The sequence below is a fragment of the Aurantimonas marina genome, assembly GCF_017183135.1.
Classification (GTDB): domain Bacteria; phylum Pseudomonadota; class Alphaproteobacteria; order Rhizobiales; family Rhizobiaceae; genus Aurantimonas; species Aurantimonas marina.
The window spans coordinates 1-2,048 of record NZ_JADDXW010000042.1 but is presented as its reverse complement, the minus strand read 5'-3'; the positions used below and the strand labels follow the sequence as shown (position 1 = coordinate 2,048).

General features: G+C 63.2%; 2 protein-coding genes. Both read left to right on the top strand.

The features are described 5' to 3' along the window. The first annotated feature begins 430 nt into the window (after positions 1-430). Positions 431-1,195, top strand: coding sequence for a glycosyltransferase family 2 protein (locus ING15_RS19185; RefSeq protein WP_206456447.1), 765 nt, complete (start codon positions 431-433; stop codon positions 1,193-1,195). After that, on the top strand, positions 1,192-1,524 hold the full coding sequence (locus ING15_RS19180) for a lipid-A-disaccharide synthase N-terminal domain-containing protein (RefSeq protein WP_206456446.1): 333 nt from the start codon (positions 1,192-1,194) through the stop codon (positions 1,522-1,524). Before ING15_RS19185 ends, ING15_RS19180 begins: the two co-directional genes overlap by 4 nt. Positions 1,525-2,048: the final 524 nt, after the last annotated feature.

The window sequence follows — 2,048 nt, the reverse complement described above, 5'->3', positions numbered from 1 at the left end:
GCTCATCGTCGGAGGGACGGCCGCCGCCGCGTTTCAGCTCCAGCCTTTCACCGACTTCGCCAGCTTCACCCGCCGCCTCGCCGAGGCGCTTTACGCCGCGCTTGGCATCGACGTGCTGGCAACGCGCCTGCACCTTCAAAAACAGTAGGAGATATGATGGTCAGGCCCCTGTCCGGGATTTTTGGTCCGTCGCCGGATGCGCTGTCGTATCAGCTGGTCCAACCTCTCAACGGCCCCATGGTCAGCGCCGTGCCGACGATGGCGGTTGCCGTGCAGGTCCCCATGTCGCGGCTCGTCGGAGCGGTGGAGGCTCGGCATGGATGAAGCCGGATCTGTGGTGGGTTATGCGGTCGAAGCGCAAAGGGCCGAAGAGGGGTTTTCCAGTATTGCTGTCGGGAGCCGGGTACGCCGGCGTCGACCGATTTCGATCATGGCTCCGAACACCGTTCCCCAGAGGGCCTTCGCTTTGCTGTCTGTCGTCGTTCCGGCGCGCGACGAGGCGGAAAATCTTGCGGTATTGCTACGCGAAATCGAGGCTGCTCTTTCAGCCCGCCCCCATGAGATCGTCGTCGTCGATGACGGCTCAACCGACGCGACGGCGGAAACCTTGGCGAGTCTTTTGGCCGAGGGCATACCGCTTCGTCACATTCGCCATGATCGCCCGGCGGGACAGAGTCGGGCAATTCGCAGTGGTGTTCTCTCCGCAAGCGGCGATCTCGTCGTCACCATCGATGGCGATGGGCAGAACGATCCCGCCTTCATTCCGGCGCTCGTTGCGGCGTTGGAGTCGACTGGAGCAACGGCTGGCCTTGCCGCCGGCCAGCGCACTGGCCGGACGGACACCAGGCTCAAGCAGCTTTCCTCGCGCTTCGCCAACCGTCTTCGCACCGCCATCTTGAAGGACGCGACCCGCGACACCGGCTGCGGCCTCAAGGCAATGCCGACCGAACTGTTCCGTCGATTGCCTTACTTCGACGGCTGGCACCGTTATCTTCCGGCGCTGGTGCTTCGGGAGGGGCTCTCGGTCGTGCATATCGACGTCAAGGATCGCGAGCGCCGCTTCGGTCGCTCCAACTACGGCATTTTCGATCGCGGCCTTCGCGGAATTCTCGATCTCTTCGGCGTCTGGTGGCTGCGTAGGCGTGCGCTGGTTCGGCCGGATGTCAGTGAAATTGTCCCGGACCACTCTCTATGAACGACCTTCTCACTTATCTCCGCCATGTCTTCGTCGATCAATTCGATGTCTGGATCGCGTTGGGTTTCGTCGCCCAGCTGATGTTCACGGGGCGTTTCGTCGTCCAGTGGCTCGCCTCCGAGCGAGCCCGGCGAAGCGTGGTTCCGGTCGCGTTCTGGATCTTCTCGCTGGCGGGCGGCACATTGCTTCTGGTCTATGCGATCCAGCGTCGAGACCCGGTCTTCATTCTCGGGCAGGCAGCCGGCCTGTTCATCTACACCCGCAACCTCGTCCTGATCTGGGGCGAGCGGAAGCGGGCCCTGGCCGAGATCGGCTTGCCCGCCTCTTGAACCTGGCCGGGGGCAAGGCCGCCTTGATTTACGGCTCCTCTGTCTTGGCATCGCGGAGCACCGCTCGACCTGTTCTGCCACCAGGTTGGCGTGGCGCGCCGGCCGCCGCGAGCGGTCGCACAGCGCCGCTGCTCTTCATCGCGACAACGGTGCGAAAGCCTTGGAGCCGGTCCTACGGCATATACTGAATTTGCGGGCGCCATCGCTCGGCGGTTGCCCTTCCACAAAATGGCAACAGACACAGACTCTCGTCCATCGCGGGGGCTACCCACCACATCGACACCTCCAACCAAAACGTCAGACGGGCTACCCATGTCTTCGAAACGAGGCGTCATCTATGTCGCAACGGAGCCCAATGTGAAATGTTTCGAGCGGCCGAAAGCCGCCAACTGTCCAGGCCGCATCCGGGCGGGATTGATTGGTCTTCGAACCGACTGTGGGGCCCCGGGGGCTAGGTACGGGCGCTCTGCGGAGTTTTGTCAGTCATTCCCATAGCCGCGTTGGACCTTGCAGCGGCTGCTGCG